Origin of the sequence: Nostoc sp. JL31 (assembly GCF_017114965.1) — a bacterium.
GTDB classification, from domain to species: Bacteria; Cyanobacteriota; Cyanobacteriia; order Cyanobacteriales; family Nostocaceae; genus Nostoc; species Nostoc punctiforme_A.
This window is the reverse complement of sequence record NZ_JABXKO010000051.1, coordinates 20040-38167: the sequence shown is the minus strand read 5'-3', so window position 1 is coordinate 38167 and position 18128 is coordinate 20040. Positions and strand designations below refer to the sequence as shown.

20 protein-coding genes are annotated in these 18128 nt (G+C 41.7%); 8 read left to right on the top strand and 12 right to left on the bottom strand.

What is annotated here, in order from left to right:
- Positions 1 to 56: 56 nt before the first annotated feature.
- Positions 57 to 1466, top strand: coding sequence for a cobyrinate a,c-diamide synthase (locus tag HWQ43_RS13190; protein ID WP_292734040.1), 1410 nt, complete (start codon positions 57 to 59; stop codon positions 1464 to 1466).
- A 157-nt stretch (positions 1467 to 1623) separates the two neighbouring features.
- Here HWQ43_RS13190 and HWQ43_RS13185 read toward each other — a convergent pair whose 3' ends face one another.
- From HWQ43_RS13185 to HWQ43_RS13175, 3 genes are all read right to left on the bottom strand, one after another.
- Positions 1624 to 2046: a TerB family tellurite resistance protein gene (locus HWQ43_RS13185; RefSeq protein ID WP_292734037.1), complete on the bottom strand. Its 423-nt coding sequence runs from the start codon at positions 2044 to 2046 to the stop codon at positions 1624 to 1626.
- A 57-nt stretch (positions 2047 to 2103) separates the two neighbouring features.
- Positions 2104 to 3603 carry a 16S rRNA (cytosine(967)-C(5))-methyltransferase RsmB gene (gene rsmB / locus HWQ43_RS13180; RefSeq protein WP_292734034.1) on the bottom strand — a complete coding sequence of 500 codons (1500 nt, stop codon included), beginning with the start codon at positions 3601 to 3603 and terminating at the stop codon, positions 2104 to 2106.
- Positions 3604 to 3743: 140 nt separating this feature from the next.
- Positions 3744 to 5195, bottom strand: coding sequence for a glycoside hydrolase 100 family protein (locus tag HWQ43_RS13175; protein ID WP_292734105.1), 1452 nt, complete (start codon positions 5193 to 5195; stop codon positions 3744 to 3746).
- 904 nt (positions 5196 to 6099) lie between these two features.
- Here HWQ43_RS13175 and HWQ43_RS13170 point away from each other — a divergent pair.
- Positions 6100 to 6357: a hypothetical protein gene (locus HWQ43_RS13170; RefSeq protein WP_292734031.1), complete on the top strand. Its 258-nt coding sequence runs from the start codon at positions 6100 to 6102 to the stop codon at positions 6355 to 6357.
- Positions 6358 to 6374: 17 nt separating this feature from the next.
- Positions 6375 to 8060, top strand: a complete 1686-nt coding sequence (locus HWQ43_RS13165; RefSeq protein WP_292734028.1) for a SulP family inorganic anion transporter — start codon at positions 6375 to 6377, stop codon at positions 8058 to 8060.
- Positions 8061 to 8250: 190 nt separating this feature from the next.
- Here the strand turns inward: HWQ43_RS13165 and HWQ43_RS13160 are convergent, their stop codons facing one another.
- A complete protein-coding gene (locus HWQ43_RS13160) occupies positions 8251 to 8889 on the bottom strand; it encodes a pentapeptide repeat-containing protein (protein WP_292734026.1) in 639 nt (212 codons plus the stop codon).
- A gap of 120 nt (positions 8890 to 9009) precedes the next feature.
- Between HWQ43_RS13160 and HWQ43_RS13155 the strand changes: the two genes are divergently transcribed.
- Positions 9010 to 9156 carry a hypothetical protein gene (locus tag HWQ43_RS13155; RefSeq protein WP_292734023.1) on the top strand — a complete coding sequence of 49 codons (147 nt, stop codon included), beginning with the start codon at positions 9010 to 9012 and terminating at the stop codon, positions 9154 to 9156.
- Here HWQ43_RS13155 and HWQ43_RS13150 read toward each other — a convergent pair.
- Positions 9131 to 9805 carry a cadmium resistance transporter gene (locus tag HWQ43_RS13150; RefSeq protein ID WP_292734020.1) on the bottom strand — a complete coding sequence of 225 codons (675 nt, stop codon included), beginning with the start codon at positions 9803 to 9805 and terminating at the stop codon, positions 9131 to 9133. The genes HWQ43_RS13155 and HWQ43_RS13150 overlap by 26 nt on opposite strands.
- Before the next feature lie 587 nt (positions 9806 to 10392).
- Here HWQ43_RS13150 and HWQ43_RS13145 point away from each other — a divergent pair.
- Positions 10393 to 10833 (top strand): Crp/Fnr family transcriptional regulator, encoded by a 441-nt coding sequence (locus HWQ43_RS13145; protein WP_069074674.1) that lies wholly within the window; start codon positions 10393 to 10395, stop codon positions 10831 to 10833.
- A 126-nt stretch (positions 10834 to 10959) separates the two neighbouring features.
- On the opposite strand, the gene HWQ43_RS13140 is transcribed toward HWQ43_RS13145, so the two are convergent.
- The 4 genes from HWQ43_RS13140 to HWQ43_RS13125 all read right to left on the bottom strand — a co-directional run bounded on the left by HWQ43_RS13140 (position 10960) and on the right by HWQ43_RS13125 (position 14394).
- Positions 10960 to 11187 carry a hypothetical protein gene (locus tag HWQ43_RS13140; protein ID WP_292734014.1) on the bottom strand — a complete coding sequence of 76 codons (228 nt, stop codon included), beginning with the start codon at positions 11185 to 11187 and terminating at the stop codon, positions 10960 to 10962.
- 203 nt (positions 11188 to 11390) lie between these two features.
- Positions 11391 to 12431: a D-alanine--D-alanine ligase gene (locus HWQ43_RS13135; RefSeq protein ID WP_292734011.1), complete on the bottom strand. Its 1041-nt coding sequence runs from the start codon at positions 12429 to 12431 to the stop codon at positions 11391 to 11393.
- 186 nt (positions 12432 to 12617) lie between these two features.
- Positions 12618 to 13004 carry an SET domain-containing protein gene (locus HWQ43_RS13130; RefSeq protein ID WP_292734008.1) on the bottom strand — a complete coding sequence of 129 codons (387 nt, stop codon included), beginning with the start codon at positions 13002 to 13004 and terminating at the stop codon, positions 12618 to 12620.
- A 229-nt stretch (positions 13005 to 13233) separates the two neighbouring features.
- The gene (locus HWQ43_RS13125; protein WP_292734005.1) at positions 13234 to 14394 is read right to left on the bottom strand and encodes a KamA family radical SAM protein; all 1161 of its coding nucleotides are present in this window, start codon (positions 14392 to 14394) and stop codon (positions 13234 to 13236) included.
- Positions 14395 to 14801: 407 nt separating this feature from the next.
- On the opposite strand from HWQ43_RS13125, the gene HWQ43_RS13120 reads away from it, so the two are divergent.
- A complete protein-coding gene (locus HWQ43_RS13120) occupies positions 14802 to 14936 on the top strand; it encodes a hypothetical protein (RefSeq protein WP_292734002.1) in 135 nt (44 codons plus the stop codon).
- On the opposite strand, the gene HWQ43_RS13115 is transcribed toward HWQ43_RS13120, so the two are convergent.
- Both HWQ43_RS13115 and HWQ43_RS13110 read right to left on the bottom strand, forming a co-directional pair.
- The gene (locus HWQ43_RS13115; protein WP_292733999.1) at positions 14930 to 15553 is read right to left on the bottom strand and encodes a Uma2 family endonuclease; all 624 of its coding nucleotides are present in this window, start codon (positions 15551 to 15553) and stop codon (positions 14930 to 14932) included. The two genes, HWQ43_RS13120 and HWQ43_RS13115, sit on opposite strands and share 7 nt — an antisense overlap.
- A gap of 72 nt (positions 15554 to 15625) precedes the next feature.
- On the bottom strand, positions 15626 to 16558 hold the full coding sequence (locus HWQ43_RS13110; RefSeq protein ID WP_292733996.1) for a hypothetical protein: 933 nt from the start codon (positions 16556 to 16558) through the stop codon (positions 15626 to 15628).
- Positions 16559 to 16737: 179 nt separating this feature from the next.
- Here HWQ43_RS13110 and HWQ43_RS13105 point away from each other — a divergent pair, with 179 nt between their 5' ends.
- Entirely contained in the window at positions 16738 to 17073 is a 336-nt protein-coding gene (locus HWQ43_RS13105; protein ID WP_292733993.1) for a hypothetical protein, read from the top strand.
- On the top strand, positions 17067 to 17267 hold the full coding sequence (locus HWQ43_RS13100) for a hypothetical protein (protein WP_292733990.1): 201 nt from the start codon (positions 17067 to 17069) through the stop codon (positions 17265 to 17267). Before HWQ43_RS13105 ends, HWQ43_RS13100 begins: the two co-directional genes overlap by 7 nt.
- A 108-nt stretch (positions 17268 to 17375) precedes the next feature.
- Here the strand turns inward: HWQ43_RS13100 and HWQ43_RS13095 are convergent, their stop codons facing one another.
- Positions 17376 to 18122: a Uma2 family endonuclease gene (locus tag HWQ43_RS13095; protein WP_292733988.1), complete on the bottom strand. Its 747-nt coding sequence runs from the start codon at positions 18120 to 18122 to the stop codon at positions 17376 to 17378.
- Positions 18123 to 18128 lie beyond the last annotated feature (6 nt).

Genomic DNA, 18128 nt, shown 5'->3' with positions numbered 1-18128 from the left:
GACGCACAGCCAATAATCGAAATAGTTGCTACATAAAAACCTAATTTGTTTCATTTATGGCTTTAGTCATTGCCGGGGAACGTAGTGGGGTGGGTAAGACAACAGTCACGCTCACCCTTTTAGCATCTTTACGCCGTCGCGATCGCTTGGTGCAATCTTTTAAGGTGGGGCCAGACTACATCGATCCGATGTTTCATCAACACGTAACTGGTCGTGCTTGTCGCAATTTAGACCCAGTATTGACTTCTGAAGCCTACGTTCAGCAATGTTTTACCCGTCATAGTCAACTGAGTGAATACTCCCTAGTGGAAGGGGTAATGGGGTTGTTTGATGGAATTGGGCATGGGGAATTGGGCATGGGGCATGGGCAAGAAAAGCAAAAATTAACTGATTTTGCGAGTACGGCACACATTGCGCGGCTGTTAGATTTGCCTGTGGTGGTGGTGATCGATTGCAGTCGTTTATCTGGTTCTGTAGCTGCGATCGCTCACGGCTATCGATCTTTTGATCCCCGAATTAAAATAGCTGGGGTGGTATTAAATCGTGTGGGAAGCGATCGCCATCTCTCTCTCCTCAAAGATTCCCTAGAACCCTTACAGTTACCTATTCTCGGCGTAATGCGCCGTCAAGATAACATCACAATTCCCGATCGCCACCTGGGTTTAGTACCCACAGCCGAACTTCCTGAACTCAACGCTTTAATCGATCGCCTCGCCGATTTAGGAGATACTTGCTTCGATTGGCAACGCTTATTACCTTTGTTAAAATCAGAACCTCTTTCTCTCTCCGCTTCAGCCTCCTTATCTCCCTTATCCCCAGTTAGAATTGCAGTAGCCCGCGATCGGGCTTTTAATTTTTACTACCAAGATAATCTCGATTTGCTGCAACAACTTGGTGCAGAATTGGTTTTCTGGAGTCCCTTAGAAGATGCTGGTATACCAAAAGATATCCAGGGAATGTATTTTGGCGGTGGTTTCCCGGAAGTTTTTGCCCAGCAACTCGCAGAAAATACTAGCGTTCGTCATGCAGTGAAAACGGCAATACTTAAAGGAATGCCTACGGTTGCCGAATGCGGAGGATTGATGTATCTGTGTGACCAAATTATCGATTTTGAAGGTAAATCTTGGTCAATGGCGGGAGTGCTACCAACATCTGCTGTGATGGGTGGACGTTTAACTTTGGGCTATCGTCGTGCAGTAGCTTTGCAAGATAATTTGTTAGTTAAAGCAAATACAACTGTTTACGGACATGAGTTTCATCGTTCCCATTTAACCTTAACTCCCACTCAGCCCCTATTTGAAACTTCTCGCTACGATTGTGAAGAAAATATGGGATGTGAAGGATGGGGTTTACCTGCAAATATTCATGCTTCTTATGTTCATCAGCATTGGGGAGAAAGTAGAGAAATTCCCCAGCAGTTTCTTAAAGAATGTCTAAAAGTAGCATCTTCAGGAACGTGGATTTAAGCCAAGATCAGTATAGATAACCCCAAAACCCTCATGTAGAGACGCGATTTATCGCGTCTTGATTTATTTGGTTTATCGCGGAGTATCGGGACAAAGATACACAAAAAGGCAGTGAAAGAATTCACCGCCTTCTCTTGGAGAAACTTATAACCCCATGTTAGTTTTGCACTTCAACCCAACGGCGGTAAAGCTTTTGAATTTGTTTGAGAAGCGCAGTATGAGCTGGTTGAGTTGAGTCATTCTGCTTTGCCATATCCTGCAATTGAGTCAGGAGTCTAGCTTCTTCGACAGCAACTTCACCATCACTATAAATTAAACCACTGATGGCTTCAATCAGATTTTCGCAATCTTCAAGACTGGGGCGATCGCCTAGATACTCCCGCACCCAGTCGTAGCATTCTTTTGGCTGCACAGGAACTAATTCGTACAGCCAAGGCTTAATTTCTGGATCATTAGCTAAACCTTTTGCTTGAGCTATTTCGCGGAGATATTGCCGTTCTTCTGGCTGGATTCTGCCATCCATCCAGGCGGCTCCAATCAGGATTTTAACTAAGTTTTTTACATTGGAAGGGGAAACCATTGCTGCCTCCTCTGGTAGATTCAGGCCTCCACCAAATCGTACAATCCCAAACAGTATTCATTCGGAATTATTGGTTTTTCTTAAGCGCACCATAAAAAAACCATCCATATCCTGTCGATGGGGCCAAAGTTTAAACCAACCTTGAGGTGTCCTCTCGGTAGAATCAGGTAACTCAATGCCAATGGGAGACTCAATTTGCCAATCAGGTGACTCAGCTAAAAATGCCGAAATTACTTCTTCATTTTCTGCTGGATGCAATGTACAGGTAGCATAAACTAGTACACCACCAGGTTTGACAAAAGTTGATGTATGTGTCAACAATTCTAGTTGCAGCACCGAAAGTTCTTGGACGGATTCTGGTGTCTGTCGCCAACGCGCATCAGCATGACGGTGCATGGTTCCCAAACCAGAACATGGAGCATCGAGTAATACTCGGTCTGCGGTGTTTTGAAATTGATTGAAGTGGCGACTGTCGCCAGTGTAAATTTGAATAGATTGTAAATTTAGCCGTTGAGAATTTTCTTGGAGTTTGCGAAGACGAGAAGGAGTGCGATCGCAAGCCCAAATTTTCCCTTTATCTGCCATTAACTCAGCAATGTGGGTTGTTTTCCCCCCTGGTGCAGCACAGGCATCAATTACCACCTCACCTGGTTGAGGGTCGAGCAAATGACCAACTAATTGAGCGCTAGCATCTTGTACAGTCCACCAACCTTCTTTAAAACCCGGTAGTTTTTGAATTGACCCAGTATTACCAATAAATCGTAAAGCTTGGGGTAAATGAGGAATCCGGCTCACCAAAATACCGACAGATTGCAAAGCCGCCTCAACTTCCTCGATGGAAGTGCGAAGTAGATTGATGCGTAAGTCGATTGTTGGTGGTTGGTTCATCCATTCACACAGTTTTTCTGTATCGGCTAAACCCAATTGTTCTAACCAAACTTGAATAATCCAGTCAGGAAAACTGTGTAAAATGCCCAAGCGTTCCACCTGACTTTTAAAAGTTAACGCGAAACCTAACCCCCCAGCCCCCTTCCCTACTAGGGAAGGGGGAGAATTCAAAGCCTCTCCCCTTTTAGGGGAGAGGTTTGGAGAGAGGTTTTCCAGATCCGGTGAAAAGTCAGAAAATTCTACTGGATTTTCTGGAAGTTGTAACGGATCGCCCTTTATCTTCTCTGCAAGGCGGATGTATTGTCGTAATAGACCGTTAACAAAACCCGTGAGTCCAGAAAAACCGTTTTCTTTAGCGAGTTGGACTGTGGTATTAACAGCAGCTGAGGCGGGAATACGCTCTTGATAACGCAGTTGATAAAAGCCTAGATGTAAGATGGTACGCAGGTCTTGTGGTTGTTGATGAGATTTCTTTTTAGCGAGTTGATCGATGAGAGTATCGAGGGTGCGTTGCCTTCTGACGCTCCCATAAACCAATTCTGTCACTAAGCGGCGATCGTTATCAGGCAAATTAACTTTTTGTAGTACTCTATCTAGGGCAACATCAGCATAAGCCCCTTTATGAACATCTCGCAGGGCGATAAAAGCTAATTGACGGGGGTTTGTCATGAAAACACGATTCAGGAGTCAGGAGGCTTTTGTATTCTAACTCCCAACTCTGCCAATTTTAGATTTTGAATTTTAGATTTCGGATTGAAGTAAAAATCTAAAATCTAAAATCCAAAATTGAATAACTCCCAACTTTCCTATCAAGTCATATAGGGGTCTACACTGGCAATTTCAAACTCACACGCTCTAGAAACCTGTTCTGCTGGTAATTTTCCAAAGCTGATTAATGGTAAAGAACTGGGATCTGCCATCAGTTCTTTTGCTAATAAGAACCCAGTAATTGTCCAAGTTTGATATTTCCTAGCTTGTTTCCCAATCAGTCGCCCTTTTTTCCCATCGTAATACTCTGGCCATTCATCTGTACTAAGGCGTCCTTGGGCAACTTCAATCGCCTTTTGTGCGAGATTTGTTCTATTAGTTTTTACAGCAGCCGCCGCCAACATCCACATTAAAACAGGCCAACTACCAGCATTATGATACGACCAAGGTATATTTTTGGGGTCGCATCCAGTCACAATTCTGTATTCTTCATGTTCCAAAGCTGGGAAACAAATTTTCATTGGCATATCTCCCACCAAATCATCCCATCGATCCTCAATGAGAGTCATAATCGCCTGTGACTGTTCTTCGGTGGCTAAGTCTGAAATGATTGCCATTAAGTTTCCGAGTGAAAAGAAGCGAGTATCTAGCTGCGATGGACCGACATTACCTGCTAAATAACCACCTTTTTTTGGCAACCACTTATCTAATTCATAATAGGGAACAGAATCTACATATATGTTGAACAGATTAACAGCACCCTTACCATATTCTTCACTTTTGAAGCGATAAATTGCATTCAGACGATTAATATCTATCCAATAATGCTGGCGAATATGAGCGCATAAAAGAGGCAAGCGGTTATCAATGGCTTCAACAATATCAGAATTACCTTTACAAATTAGCAGTTCACGAGATGCACGCAATGCCGTGTAAAAGAGGACTTGCAATTCTAAAGGATGCCCATAAATGCCCATACGACGGTCAATCATACAAGCGCCATCTGGAACCAATAGCGTTGGGTACATATCAAAACGATTCGCCAAGCAGATTTCCATGATTAACCTGATTCCATTTTGGAATTCAGGTTGATAGGCGAGATAAAAATCTTTTGTGGCGACTATATAAGCGCGCAACAAAATAATCCACCATAAGCAAGAATCTACAGGTGTAACTCTAGCGATCGCATGTTCACCAAAGTCTGCTTCTAAATATTCTTTTCCATTGTCTGATACAACTTTAAAGCTAGCTGGGATTAATCCTCGTCCTGGCTTATAGGCATCTAATGCCTTTTCTTTAGGCTGCAACTTTAAGGTTTCTTCTAAGAAATTACGAACAATATCGGTTCTACCTTTAATCAGAAAAATTAGAGCAGAAGAAACAAAATCCCGAACAAAGCACTGATCGTAATTGAGCGCCTCTACAGAGGCATCATAAGCGGCTACTGTCCCAACAGGGCGACCTTGATAATAGAGAATTGATTTTTCTAGTGCTAGCCATGCTTCTTCCACTTCTTTTAAATTCTCAGTAGTTTCCAATTCATTTAGGTGCATTGACAGAATAACTCCATAAGGATTGTGAATTTGTGGTAGATGTGTGTTCATTTATTATTTTTGCTATTCTCAGCATAACAAAAACGATTCTTTGAATAGCAAACATAATTAGGCAAACAAATAATCAACTAACAAGGGATAAATTGCTAACATTTATGCAAATTTATTGTTAGTTCATTGCTTGTAATCTATTACTATTTTGGTGAATTATAGTTATTGTTCTCCACCATAAGTAGTAACATGATTGCTAAAAACAGTCACCTAAGATATATTTTTAGATTATTTATTGTTCCGTTGTCTGTCCAGAATCTTTGCTTTACCAAATAAAAACATATCTTCAGTGGTGTTTAGGATCTGTGTGAAATTAAAACTGGTTGCAGTATATTTACTTGAGCAGGATTAGTTTTTGACACTAAGAAGTCAGATTTTCCCCTATTATCTAATAATTTATAACGTTTTTTCTGAATATGCAAGATGAAGGCTAGAAAATTTTAATATGTCAATACTTCTCAAGGGTTAAATATCTTACCCTGCTGACAGATGATATGGGATGTTTATCGGAGTGCGTCAAAAATAATCAAGAGTGCTGAGTTGAAATACCGCCTATTCTGTTGATTGTTTATGCCCAAAAAACATACCAAACCGCATTATCTGCTTTTGTATTGGAGCTTGTTTGGGTTATGAAAAAGTTACAATTACACGGCTTTCTGATACATCAGATGGTAATTCTGAAAGTTGTATATTACCGTTCTTGTACACTCCTTCAATCGATTGCAACATTAGTATTTACCAAATTTGTACTAATGTAAATTATAAAGTTAATACTAAAAAGATGCTGATTTGCTTAAAAACATCAAATTTTTAGGCTGGACTGACGCTAGCTGCTACCGTACCTTACTTCCCCATGTTCGAGCTTATCTGCCAAAACACGCAGAGCTTTAAACCTACCAGCCGTAGCTCTGCTAAAAAACTCTGTAGCGATCGCCAACCTTTAAACTCACATCATGTCCATTATGTCAAGCAGTCCTGCGCTTTTATTAATCAGCAAATAGGCGAACTTGAACCAAAACCCATACGCAATCGGGGAATTATCAACAACCCTGATGAAATCTACAGAAAAGATGGAATAACATTTGTGTGTGCTTCAACAAATTGTGTATAAGAGTTGAAAATGACGATATGGCAACATCTGATATCCTCAAAGAACCTCTACTTTTGCGCCTGAGTCGCTTGTTTGGTGGACTGCGTGGCGATTTTACGGGAGGACTAACAGCAGCAGTGGTAGCATTGCCTTTGGCTTTAGCCTTTGCGGTAGCCAGTGGTGTGGAACCAAAGGCGGGACTTTACACCGCGATTGTGGCGGGAATTGTCGCCGCAATTTTTGGTGGTTCCTCAGTACAGATTACAGGGCCAACAGGTGCAATGGCTGTGGTTTTGGTGGGAATTGTCGCCAAGTACGGCATTGAGAAAGTTTGGATTGCTGGGGTGATGGCTGGGATTATCCAGATTGCCTTGGGGGTTGCCAAACTTGGACAGTTAGTAAAGTTTATTCCCTATCCGGTGACGGCAGGTTTTACTAATGGTATTGCCGTCATTATTTTTTGTGGTCAGTTAAATAATTTCTTTGGTTTAAAATTACCACGTAGCGAACATTTTTTGCCGGGACTGTGGCAAAGTCTAACTCATGTGGAAGCTCTAAATTGGGCAGCAGTTGCCTTAGCAGTTGTGGTGATTGCAACTAATGTTTTATGGCCCAGAATCAATACGACAATACCAGGTTCTTTAGTGGGACTGGTGTTAGCAACTGCGATCGCTTCTGCTTTCCATTTCAATGTACCAACAATTGGCACGATTCCTCAATCTTTACCGATGCCTCAAGGTATTCCCCACTGGAATGATTTTAGTGTGATTCGAGAACTAATTAACCCGGCTTTAGCTTTAGCTGCACTGGGAAGTATTGAATCGTTGCTATCGGCGGTGGTGGCTGATGGCATGACTGTCAGCGAAAAACATAATAGCGATCGCGAATTAATTGGTCAAGGCTTGGCTAATATGATTGTGCCATTTTTTGGTGGTATCCCTGCCACTGGTGCGATCGCTCGAACTGCTGTAAATGTCCGTTCTGGCGGCAAAACCCGACTATCTGGGGTAATTCACGGTCTTGCTTTAGCCATCATCGTTTTAACTTTAGCACCCCTAGCAGCGCAGATTCCTTTAGCAGCACTTGCTGGGATTTTGATGGTGGTTAGTCTGCGGATGATTGAGTGGGAAGCCATTGGTTTATTAATGCGTGCTACCTACTCCGACTTTGCTGTGATGATTCTCACCTGGCTAGTGACAATCTTGTTTGACTTAGTTCTCGCTGTTGAAGTGGGATTGATTGCAGCCGGAGCCTTGTTCATCAAACGGATGAGCGATTTAAGCCTAGTTAAAATACCTGAAACTGAAGTATTTCCCCCTGGTACTCCTCTGGAATTAGGTAAGGAAATTGCCGTTTATCGGGTAGATGGCCCCGTATTTTTTGGTGCTGCTGAACGATTTGCTACCTTCCTCCGCGATGAACCGGAAGTGAAATATTTAATTTTGCGGTTGCGGTTTGTGCCAAATATGGACACAACTGGATTAGTAGCCTTAGAAGATATTTATCATGACTTGGAACGGCACAATTGCCGCTTAATTCTCACAGGTTTACAACCCGAAGTCCAACAACTACTAGAACGTACAGGATTGTTAAAAACAATTGGGTTATCAAATTGTTTTGAAACAACTACAGAGGCAATTTGCTCTATCTCTCCTCAGATTGCATGTTCTCAACCGATAGCAGCTGATTTGAAAACAAAAGAATTGATGGAATTAACTGACTAACAATATTTGGCCAATTCAATACCCAAAGAACCGAAGAGGATTTCTTAAAAGTCGCAAAGTATACTAAAAACTAAAGCCTGATTCAGCAATGAATACAGGCTTTTGATGTTTTTGATTAAATTTGCACAAAGAACTTTAGTAAATAGACCACGCGATAGGGGCGCAAGGCCTTGCGCCCCTACAACAGGTGTTACTGAATAGCGAATCCTTCCGGTCTGATTGCATCTTCCAAATCAACGCCCATCAGGTTAGCTCCCTGGATGTTTGCATTTGTCAGATTTGTATTTTCCAAGTCTGCGTTCTGTAGGTTAGCGGTTTGCAGGTTTGCTCCCAGGAGATTGGCTTTCTCTAAATCTGCATCGAAAAGGTTCGCTCCCGTCAGATTCGCTCCCAAAAGGTTTACTTTGCCTAAATCTGCTCCTTGAAAGTTAGCCCCTTGTAAGTTTGTTTGCTGTAAGTTAGCCCTTTCTAAGTCTGCATTTTGTAAGTTAGCACCCTCCAAGTTTGCCGCTTGCAGGTTTGTGTCCTTTAACAATGCCCCAGTTAGGTTACAACCAACACATTCATTGGTTTGTAATAAACGTCTAACGTTGTCTGCTACAGACACTATTGGCGATACAACCGGAGATATTACTGGTGCTATCACAGGCTCCATTGGCGATTCAACTGGAGATATTACTGGAGCTAGTTCGGATTCTGTAGGTATAGATGGTGTTAGTGTTTGCGCTCTAGCGCTAGGCTGGATAAGCAGAGTAAATCCCGCGACAAATACCAGAAACACTGCTTTTGCGAGCCACTGAGTTAATTTTTTAGAGTTTGATTGATTCATTATTTCCTTCATAATCTGATTCCTATTAGTGGGCTTGCTTTTATAAGAGCCATCGATAATGTGCTTTATTCTCACTTTAGATAACTGGATTGATAAGAGCAAATATTATTGTTATTCATATTGATAAATTCAAGTGATTACAAAATCTTTTTCGATGGGAAACGATCGCTGATTTTTTTTGCTTCCATTCAAGAATTGCGATCGCGTGGAGCGTCCACTGGAGGGGGCGATCGCCTCATACTTAGTTCCCAAGCATTGCCAGACTAGGTAAAAGTCGATATGTTTCACTTTTAATTAAGATAGAGAGTCCCAAGTAAATTAAGATAAAGGGGAAGATTTTTCGACCATAGCGAGTTAGAACGGGAGTCATCAGAGGATTACGAGTCAGGTTGTAAGAGAGTAAGCACCACATCCCAATACTGCAATAGCAAACACAGACAATTACGCCCAAACTTGGAAGATTGCTACTGGCAAACAACGGTACATAAATTCCAATGTTGTTTCCTCCATTGGCAATGGTGACAGCAGAAACGCGGTAAGTTTGAGGATCGCGGATGATTGCGAATAGTGATTTCTTCTGGCGTCCAGATTTGACAGGAGAGTTTAAGTCAACTGACACAGCTTGCACCGTCTCTTCTTCCTCTTGTCGACTGATGAGATTACTGATACCAATGGTGATGGGAAGTAAACCTAGTAAACCAATCCAGCTACTGGGAATGAGCAGACCGCCGAAGAAACCAGGCAGACTGGCGCATACTAAGGTAGTAAATCCCAGAAATTCACCGATAACAATATGCTTAGGACGAAAGTTACGATTGACTTTCCCGAAGAAAGCTGTCAAATATAAGTTGTCGTCAAAGGTGGTTGCAAAAGCGACAGAGATTCCAATCAATAATGTACTAATTAGCCAAGCCATAATTGTTGCTCACAGTAATTCAATGCTGTTTGTCTTAGTCCTCTCTGCTATCTCAATGTGAGGGCAGTTTAGGAGATTTTGTGACTGTTTTTTAACGACAACCGATCGATATTCGTTATTTATCAGCCAATTACCCAATTTTTAGAGGCGTTGCCTCCAATTAAATTGGTGATTTTTTTCTCAGCAAGGTACCTTGGGAGCTCATGAAGTCAATATTATGGCTTTAAGCCAAATAAGAGCAAATACTCTTGTTTTTTAAAATGATAAATAAAAGTGATTGACAATTTTACTAGATGTTTTGGGCTTTGTACCCATTGACACTGACCAGGGGAAAAGGGAAAGAAAAAACCTTTAACCTTTCCCCTAAACCAAATTCTGAGTTCAAAATGCACAAAGCGAGTAGTATTGAATACTGAGCTATTGTTTGAGAAACTTCTATGCAATCGCTCTTATTGAAGAGAACCCTTGTCAGATAGTAAAGCCTCAGATATCCTTGACGGCTAGCATTCAACATCGGTAATATGACTAATCGCCCTCTGACTTCAGTTTTGAGATGTTCAGTAATGTTGGATTTTTAACTTGTAATTATGCTAACCAGTGTTGACCGTTTATTATTTGTCCGGCGAGTCCCGATTTTTAAGGAATTGCGGGATGATTTTATTGTGCGGCTCACTTCAGTGATGAACGAATTGTCATTCCCAGCTAATTACACCATCTTTCGACAGGGAGAAGAAGGGCGATCGCTCTATATCGTCGTGTCTGGTCGAGTTAAAGTTCACATAGGGAATAAACAGTTGGCAGAGGTGGAACAGGGAAAATATTTTGGTGAGATGGCAGTCTTTGATACTCAACCTCGCTCCGCCACCGCAACGACTCTCGAACCTTGTGAATTTTTAGAACTGACGCAAGAGCAACTGTATGATGCGATCGAAGAAACTCCCGAAATTGCGGTGAATATTATTCGTGAGTTATCCCGTCTGATTCGCAGATTGAACGACGATATGAATGTAACTTCTTTGCGGAGTTAATAGACAATTGTAGAGACGTAGTACTGCTACGTCTCTACAAAGTTTCTGGATAATGTAAAATGTGGTTCAAAATAAATCAAAACTGCTGTAAGTTTGATTATTAAACTCAGCACTCATCACTGATTATTACTTAGGGTCGCCCAGACCTGGAGTTTCTTCTTTATCAACTTTAGGCACAAAATCAGGACGTTCTTTGCTTTCCCAACCTGCGGGGCGTTTCGAATTGTACCAAGCTATTGACCCAATGGTGACAGCAGCAATAAAACCAACGACATACACCAAGGTAAAAGCAACTGGAAAATGAGGGGCAGCATCTATAGCTGGTGCTGCTGTTTGCATAAATAATAAATTCATGAGTATATTCTCCACAGTTAGGTGACACTATTTAACACACTATAAGATGAGCGTATCACTTAACATCCCTCTGTAGTTTAGTTTGAGCAACTTCATATTGCATAAAAAAGGGCAGAGGGGCGGGGGAAGTAGCTGATATGTGTAGGTTTATTGCACCTAGTTGTAAAGTACCTCCACCCGTCAGCCTGCGCCCTGCCTCTTGTTCAGCATTTATATCTTTGCCATGCAGACTCGACTATTTGAGCAATGATTTCTGTGTATGTCATACCACCTAAACGTCCCATAATTGGCAAGTCTGAGCGGACATGATGTAGCCCTGGCAATGGGTTAAGCTCCATAAACTGTAATACACCACTAACATCGCAGCGCAGATCCACGCGGGCAGCATCACGGCAACCAAGAGTATGGTAAGCATCCAGCGCTAGTTGCCTTGCCTGTGCTGCCAGTGGTTCAGGATCTATGAGCAAACGATAAGATACCCGTTCCAAATACTCATCTTTGTTGAGGGTGGTGTAGGCAAAAGCTTCTACTTGTCCTGTAAAAATTACTTCCATCACACCTACTACCCGTGAGTTGCTACCATTGCCAATAATGCCTACTGTTACTTCTCTACCAGGAAGAAAGGTTTCCACGAGTATTGGTTGCTGAAAAAGTTCGTGTAACGCTTGATAAGCATTTACTAGCTCCTCGCGTTCTTTGACAAGAGAACGCCCAGTTACGCCTTTAGAACTGCCTTCCGCCATAGGCTTAAGGAAAAGTGGCATTGGCAGCGAGACAGATGCTGCTTCTGCGGTAGTATTCACGACCTCAAAGGGAGCTGTCGGCAAACCGCGATCGCGCACTACTCTCTTAGCAAGCGCTTTGTCTAACGTCAGGGCACAGGTAAGCGGATCGGAAAAGGTGTAAGGTTGAGTGAATAATTCGCAGACTGCCGGAACTTGAGCTTCACGAGAGCGACCCTTTAAACCCTCAGCAATATTGAAAACCAGATCCCAGCGATCGCCTTTTGTTAAACGCCGAACAAGTTCTCTACCATTACCAACACGTTCAACCTGATGACCTAACTGCAATAGTGCTGTTTCTAGCCCGATGATAGTTTCTTCATCATCAAACTCCATCACCTCAGAGGCACTGAAACCAGCCTTAAGGTAGTCTGCCTTCAGGTCATAACACAGACCAATAAATAACCCCATAGCCCGATAATTCCCAGCGAGAAAGCTTTCTCTGTTAGCTTTAATGTACAAATTAGGTGTCTTAATTAAGGAATTCCGATTACTATAGCGATTCTCAATTGCGTGAAATACAGACCTAACCCCCAGCCCCTTAAGAGCTAGGTTGGGGAGTGAGCATCAAAGTCTCTCTCCTTTTAAGAGAGAGGCTTGGAGAGAGGTCAAAATGTATTGCTTCCATTCGAGAAGTGCTATAAATCCTTAATTAAGTGAAAATATCTCATCAACAACCTCAAACCATATAGGAGATTTATCATCAGGAGAACCGTTGTAGTTAGCAGTAATTTCTTCTCCCACTTCTATATCTCGGTAGGCAATCAGATCCAACTCTCGGTCAGCGAATTTTTTCACATAATAAGTATTGGGATTGTAGGAATGGTTGATCAAGGAAGATAAACCTAGAGCGATCGCTGCCGCTTTATCTTCCCAATCGTAGTAATAGTTGCCCAAAATTGTTTTATCTAGGAATTCAACCTGTGCTGCGGGTATAACAACAACTGGCACTCTCTCAACGAGTTCTCCTTTCAAAAAGCGCTTCTGTGCGAAGATACCTCGACCTTTTAGGTTTGTATTACCAACAATCAACATTCCAACTAATCTCCTGCTATTACTTAGTTTTTTGGTTTGCCAAGAACTCAATAGAAACATTTCAATCGGCTCTTTTAGATGATGGCGATCAACTCGTGTACAAATATATAGTGTTATATCAAGTCCGGTTAATCACTTATGATTACCGCATCTGTGCAAAAATCCCAAAAGCCTCTTTCCCCAGCAAGAACTGCGGTCTATAATGATCAGTCTTTAGCCGGACACGATATTACCCCTGTTCAACTGGATCTATATATGTATACGTATTACCTGCCCAATTTTGCACTGTAGCTGTGCCCTTCTCATAAGCAACTAGAGTCTCGGCTTGAATTGGGACTTTGCCACCACCGCCAGGGGCATCAATTACATAGGTTGGTACAGCGTAGCCAGTAGTATGACCACGTAATTTAGAAATTAAATCAAGCCCAGTTTGCACACTCGTTCGCAGATGTGCAGTACCAACAACTGGATCGCATTGATAAAGATAATAAGGTCGCACACGCAGCTTGAGAAGACCGTGAAACAGATTCTTCAGGGCTTTTTCCGAATCATTCACACCTTTTAACAGCACAGTTTGACTGCCTAGAGGAATGCCGCCATCAGCGAGGCGATCGCAAGCTTGTGCCACTTCTGGGGTCAGTTCCTGCACATGACAAAAGTGCAAAGATAGCCACACACGATGTTTACGAAGTAAGGCAACCAGTTCCGGTGTAATTCGCTGCGGTAAAAAACTCGGCACACGAGAACCAATTCGGATAAATTCAATATGCTTAATGGCACGCAGCCGCCTAAGCAAATTGTCTAAAGGTTCATCAGCCATCAAGAGAGGATCGCCACCGGAAATTAGCACATCACGGATCTCAGTGTGTTCCTCCAGATAAGCTGCGATCGCATCCAACCGCCGTGTTACTGGATACATCTCACCTTGGCTCACCAAACGAGAGCGGGTGCAGTAACGACAATAAGCGGCGCAACTATCTAGGGCAAGCAGCAACACTCGGTCAGGGTAGCGGTGTACAAGTCCTGGTACTGGAGTGTCACCATCCTCACCGCATGGATCTACCATGTCTGCTGGACTAACTATTAGTTCTTCTTCCCGTGGTATCACTTGTAACCGTAGTGGACAAAGCGGATCTTCTGGATCAAGTAGTGATGCAAAGTATGGGGTTACGGCTACAGCAAACTTCTCTGGTGCAATTAAAAGTCCCTGTTCTTCGGTAGCACTAAGCCTTAATAACTTCTGAAAGTGTTCCAGCTTAGTCAACCGATGCCGCATTTGCCAGCGCCAATCGTTCCAGCGTTCTTGATTGTAAGTCTCTCCCAAAATCTGACAAATTTCTTCACACCGAATATCAGTTACTAAAGGATCTAGAGTAGTCTTTTTGATCATGATTTAGAACTAAATTAAACTAAGAATAATAAACCAATCAAAGCCTAGTAGAGTGCGACGCAAATCCAGCTACCATCTCAATTAAGCATACAAGTAAGTAGGAGCAATTCATAAATTGCCCTACTCAAACCCCTTGTTAAGGGTAAGCAAATTTCAGTTACAGTGTATTAGTATGTTTACTTATGTTTTTAGGTAAAATAAAAAACTATTTCAAGTTTAGTAATATACTTGTGCTGTGATAATAGCGATCGCTCTTACAGTGCCTTTGTTAACTTGAGACGGTCAGACTTTCCGTTTGGTTGTCCCGTATTAATACATAAACAAATGTCGCATATTTAATTATGTAATGATTTTTTGGGGTGCGATCGCACGCTGCATCTGCTCAAAGTATTGTGTGAATTTGAGTGATGTCAGAAAATCCTCTAGCAATTCCAATAATAGAAAATGTGGAGCCGCCAGAAGTTCAACTGACGGCTCCGACATTAGCTGAGACAGAAAGCACTTGGTTAGTGGTAGCTAAAAATCGTCGGGTTAATCAGTGACTCATTGCAAAAATCTGTTCAGCCGTTAAGGAAATGTTTGGAAACAATCTAGAATCAATTCGATCCTCCCCTCGAAACACCTTTGGGGGTAAATACTCTGCACCTTCAAGTTGGTAGATTGTAATGGTTGGCTGCTTGGGAGAGCCAATGAACCGAATGCCACCAAAAGCAGCATAGTCCACAATGATGTACTCGATAACGCCCAAGTCCTCATATTCAGCAAGTTTTGTCAGATAGTCGTCCTTCCAGTTGTTGCTAACGACCTCAATGATTCCGGGTGGTGGAATATATGCAGCAGCAGAACTAGAGCTAGTTTTCATCCTCTGCCATTCAACTCTTGCAAATATGACAATATCTGCTTTCCGGCTTTTTTCCTTTTCTTCTGGTGCTGTTTTTAGCCGAACCTGCTTGGACTGGCGCGACACGTAAGGCAGGTCATTTTCTTGGCAGTGATTTTCTAAGTAGGCACACAGTCGCTCGATTAAATCCTCATGATTTGCATTTGGTTCTGATAATGGCACGGGAATCCCATCCAATAGCTCAAACTCTCTGCCTGAACCATCGTCCCAGGCAAGAAATTCTTCAAAAGTCAGTGGTTGTGTGACGGTTGCGTACATCGCCCTCGCTCTCTTGCTGACGGGTACTTCACTCAATGCTACCAAGATGTACAGCTTTGTCTATGGCTTTAATCATCCCATAAGTCTTGGATGCACATACCTTTCTAAAAGTTTTTGTGTCTTTCCTAACAAATTATATGCAATAATTTCTGATGTGATATCACCATCCAGATTATCGCAAAAGTAGGAAGAATGAGCATCTTCTGCTCCAACAACCATTGCCATATCTGATTGACCCATATTTATTAATGCTTTCTCCATCCCGTTTGCATACTGCCACACATACTGATCGCAGAATAATAAATCTGAACTAATTTCATCTTCTATAGCAGCTTTGAGAGGATAGGCAATTAAGTCAGAGGAATGAATTATATTTACCCATCTCAACTTCTGCAATCCAGCACTTTCTTCTTTATTAGAATTTTTAAAATAATAATTGATAACCGAGAAATCAATATCTAGCATTTGCTTAAGGAATAAGAGAGGAGAACCCAGTGTCGTAATGCTAGCTAAATTTAACAGATTTAGTTTCTCACGAAAAATAAAAGCTGGATCATCATTGTCTAAAGTATCTGAAAAAATGAGATCCCACAGAATTAAACTACCTAGAGAATGAGCAATCAAATGAATTTCTTGTTGATTTGAGTGGTCATTTAAGAACTGACTCAGTTGTTCAACGATAGCTTTACGTATTGCTTTACCACGATCAGGATTTTGATAGATTAAAAAATCACCTAAAAAATTACTGATTATCTCATTTCTTCGTTTTTTGTATCTGTAAATATCATCATACCAACCTTTATATTCTTTATGATGTTCACAAAATCTAGAAAAATCCTTCTCAATACATCCAATAGTTTGCTGTTTCTTATTGTTGAATAAGTTACCCCAAAAACTTGAGTAAAAGTTTACAGGGATTGCTAGTTTTTTGTGGATTTTTTTTATGAGTACGTCGGCATATCTAGAATTCTGAGTGTTGACACCGTGGATAAAGAATACAAGCATACTGATGAATAATTACAGTTATAACTGCTAGAAATTGTACTGTTATAATATTTCCCCATAACCAACCTCAAATCACTGCGCTATAAAACAATTGTTATTTGATGTTGAGCCGTACAAATTTTGGGGAACACTAAACTTGAAACCCAATGAGTCTGTTATATCAGTATTGATTAGAGGATATGGATGAATTTGTAAGAAAAGCAGCTGGAATAGGTTTGCCTGCAATTGTACTTATAATTACGATGGCTACTACAGGTCTTACTGGTGCTGCTGCTATTACAGCAGCTTTAGCAATGTTGGGGCCAGGAGGGATGATAGGTGGTATAGTTCTGCTGGGAATAATAGGCTTGGCAGCTGATATGTTATCTAAGTTTGGTCTAGAGGCTTTGTTAATAGCCATCTATAGACAGCGCTTACAAAATGGGGAAACTCGTAACAATATCTGCCAAGAAATTAACTGGCTACCTATCTCTGGAGATTTAAGGCGCAGGCTTAGAGAAGAATTTGGGTGCTAATTGCTTTAAGTAAGCGATATTTGTTAGTGAGTATCGCCTCATCTGCTAAATTAAGGAGAGATTCTGGAAATGCGATCGCCTCTACCTCAAGAAAATACAACCTACCCATAAAATCTCAAGCCGGATTGACACCATGCGGGGTTGCGCTGCTGGAAACCTTCACCACTGACCAAATTATGACCTTCACCCGTTAATTAAATATCCTATCGTCTACCAGAACACAAGGCGCGATCGCCTTTGGCGTTGTATCCATAAAGCTAAGTACTGCTTATAACACTCTTGAATCCATTCCTAATCAGATATTAAACTTCATCAGCATTTATTCCAAGCTGTCTCAAGCGTTCTGCTAAACGCTGGGCTTTTTGCTGTTCTTGTTCTAATTGGGATGTTAATAACTGCGATTTTTCCTCACCAGTTAGTAATAAATTTCCCTGTGCATCCCACCAACGTAACCAGGGCGCTGTAGTATTTCCATACTGTCCTTCCCAAATACCCAATTCGACGCCCATCAAGGAAATCTCATAGTGTCCACGTTCGTTAGCAGTGAGGTGCTGATACCTACCATCAACTAAGTGATAAACCTCAATCGCAGCTTTGCTAAATTCGTAAATGCCATAAAAAGGTACGCGGATTGCTTGCTCGTATACCCAGAATTTACCAGTAATTGGAGTATTATCTCTTTCTTCTGAACCATCCCCAGAAGCAAATTCCAGTACAATTAGGGGAGCAACATATTCTTGCCACAACACATACGAACGTCGAAACTGACCATTTAACATAGGTGCAACATTCGGGACGTAAAACCAATCGGGTGCTTCGGCACCGCGTTCAGGTGGTTCGGTCAAACGCCAGTAAATGCCACAATCTTGACCAATGCAATACTGCTTATCTGGGTGAATTTGCTGTAATATACCTTGAACGGAGTCAGTTAGGAGTATACTTTGCGGGTGTTCTTGAAAATTTTTCACAAAAGTTCCATCCGACTCTGGTAACTCAGTATGGTCGGGAAGATGAGTAATGCCTAGTTCAGATAGTTTGGCAATAGTCATTGAACT

Bases quoted from the DNA above. Each gene is read 5' to 3' on its own strand.
- HWQ43_RS13160 (WP_292734026.1), bottom strand. From the start codon at position 8,889: ATGAATCAATCAAACTCTAAAAAATTAACTCAGTGGCTCGCAAAAGCA.
- HWQ43_RS13140 (WP_292734014.1), bottom strand. From the start codon at position 11,187: ATGAATTTATTATTTATGCAAACAGCAGCACCAGCTATAGATGCTGCC.
- HWQ43_RS13170 (WP_292734031.1), top strand. From the start codon at position 6,100: ATGTTCGAGCTTATCTGCCAAAACACGCAGAGCTTTAAACCTACCAGC.
- HWQ43_RS13130 (WP_292734008.1), bottom strand. From the start codon at position 13,004: ATGTTGATTGTTGGTAATACAAACCTAAAAGGTCGAGGTATCTTCGCA.
- HWQ43_RS13125 (WP_292734005.1), bottom strand. From the start codon at position 14,394: ATGATCAAAAAGACTACTCTAGATCCTTTAGTAACTGATATTCGGTGT.
- HWQ43_RS13145 (WP_069074674.1), top strand. From the start codon at position 10,393: ATGCTAACCAGTGTTGACCGTTTATTATTTGTCCGGCGAGTCCCGATT.
- HWQ43_RS13185 (WP_292734037.1), bottom strand. From the start codon at position 2,046: ATGGTTTCCCCTTCCAATGTAAAAAACTTAGTTAAAATCCTGATTGGA.
- HWQ43_RS13115 (WP_292733999.1), bottom strand. From the start codon at position 15,553: ATGTACGCAACCGTCACACAACCACTGACTTTTGAAGAATTTCTTGCC.
- HWQ43_RS13110 (WP_292733996.1), bottom strand. From the start codon at position 16,558: ATGCTTGTATTCTTTATCCACGGTGTCAACACTCAGAATTCTAGATAT.
- HWQ43_RS13175 (WP_292734105.1), bottom strand. From the start codon at position 5,195: ATGCACCTAAATGAATTGGAAACTACTGAGAATTTAAAAGAAGTGGAA.
- rsmB (WP_292734034.1), bottom strand. From the start codon at position 3,603: ATGACAAACCCCCGTCAATTAGCTTTTATCGCCCTGCGAGATGTTCAT.
- HWQ43_RS13150 (WP_292734020.1), bottom strand. From the start codon at position 9,805: ATGGCTTGGCTAATTAGTACATTATTGATTGGAATCTCTGTCGCTTTT.
- HWQ43_RS13190 (WP_292734040.1), top strand. From the start codon at position 57: ATGGCTTTAGTCATTGCCGGGGAACGTAGTGGGGTGGGTAAGACAACA.
- HWQ43_RS13105 (WP_292733993.1), top strand. From the start codon at position 16,738: ATGGATGAATTTGTAAGAAAAGCAGCTGGAATAGGTTTGCCTGCAATT.
- HWQ43_RS13165 (WP_292734028.1), top strand. From the start codon at position 6,375: ATGGCAACATCTGATATCCTCAAAGAACCTCTACTTTTGCGCCTGAGT.
- HWQ43_RS13120 (WP_292734002.1), top strand. From the start codon at position 14,802: ATGTCAGAAAATCCTCTAGCAATTCCAATAATAGAAAATGTGGAGCCG.
- HWQ43_RS13095 (WP_292733988.1), bottom strand. From the start codon at position 18,122: ATGACTATTGCCAAACTATCTGAACTAGGCATTACTCATCTTCCCGAC.